This window comes from Mesorhizobium sp. M2A.F.Ca.ET.067.02.1.1, from assembly GCF_004023285.1.
GTDB lineage: Bacteria > Pseudomonadota > Alphaproteobacteria > Rhizobiales > Rhizobiaceae > Mesorhizobium.
Genome location: NZ_RZSB01001246.1, coordinates 1 through 907, shown reverse-complemented (window position 1 = coordinate 907; position 907 = coordinate 1). Strand labels below are relative to the sequence as shown.

Sequence of the window (907 nt, the reverse complement as noted above, 5' to 3'; positions counted from 1 at the left end):
CCCGGTGCTTGGCGGGCTGATGCAGCCGCGGGCCGGCACGGCCCGGCACGACGCGGTCGCCTGGGGCTATGCGCGCGGCGCCGACCGCCGCGGCGTCGACGTCATCGAGAATTGCGAGGTCACCGGCTTCCTGCGCGACGGCGGCCGCGTCACCGGCGTTTCGACGACGCGTGGCGAAATCCGCGCCAAGAAGGTCGCACTTGCCGTTGCCGGCAGCACCGGTCACGTCATGCAGCTTGCCGGCATTTCGCACATGCCGATCGAAAGCCATGTGCTGCAGGCCTTCGTCTCGGAATCGCTGAAGCCGGTCATCGATACCGTTCTCACGTTCGGCATGGGCCACTTCTACATTTCGCAGTCCGACAAGGGCGGCCTCGTCTATGGCGGCGACCTCGACGGCTACAACAGCTACGCCCAGCGCGGCAGCCTGCCGATCGTCGATGAGGTGATGAGCGAGATGCTGGCGCTGTTCCCGGGTCTCGCCCGGGTGCGCATGCTGCGTTCCTGGGGCGGGCTGTGCGACATGACGATGGACGGCTCGCCGATCATCACCACCGGCCCGTTGCCGGGCATGTATCTCAATTGCGGCTGGTGCTACGGCGGCTTCAAGGCGACGCCCGCCTCGGGCTGGTGCTTTGCCTATACCATCGCCAAGGACGAGCCGCACGAGTTCAACGCGCCCTTCACGCTCGACCGCTTCTATCGCGGCTTGATCATCGACGACAAAGGCCAGGGCGCGAACCCGCGGCTGCACTAGGGAACCATGATCCCAAAAAAAGGGAACCGGTTTTTGGAAAAGATCATGGTTGAACAAGAAGATACAAGAAAATGCTGATCACCTGTCCCTATTGCGGGCCGCGCGATGTCATCGAATTCACCTATCAGGGCGACGGCAACCGTCAGCGGC

2 protein-coding genes are annotated in these 907 nt (G+C 64.1%); both read left to right on the top strand.

What is annotated here, in order from left to right; genetic code table 11:
- On the top strand, positions 1-757 hold a 757-nt coding region (locus tag EOA28_RS37085; protein WP_128315906.1), incomplete at its 5' end, for an FAD-dependent oxidoreductase.
- A gap of 71 nt (positions 758-828) precedes the next feature.
- Positions 829-907, top strand: a 79-nt coding sequence (locus tag EOA28_RS37080; protein WP_189342415.1) for a sarcosine oxidase subunit delta, incomplete at its 3' end; no start/stop codon positions are given.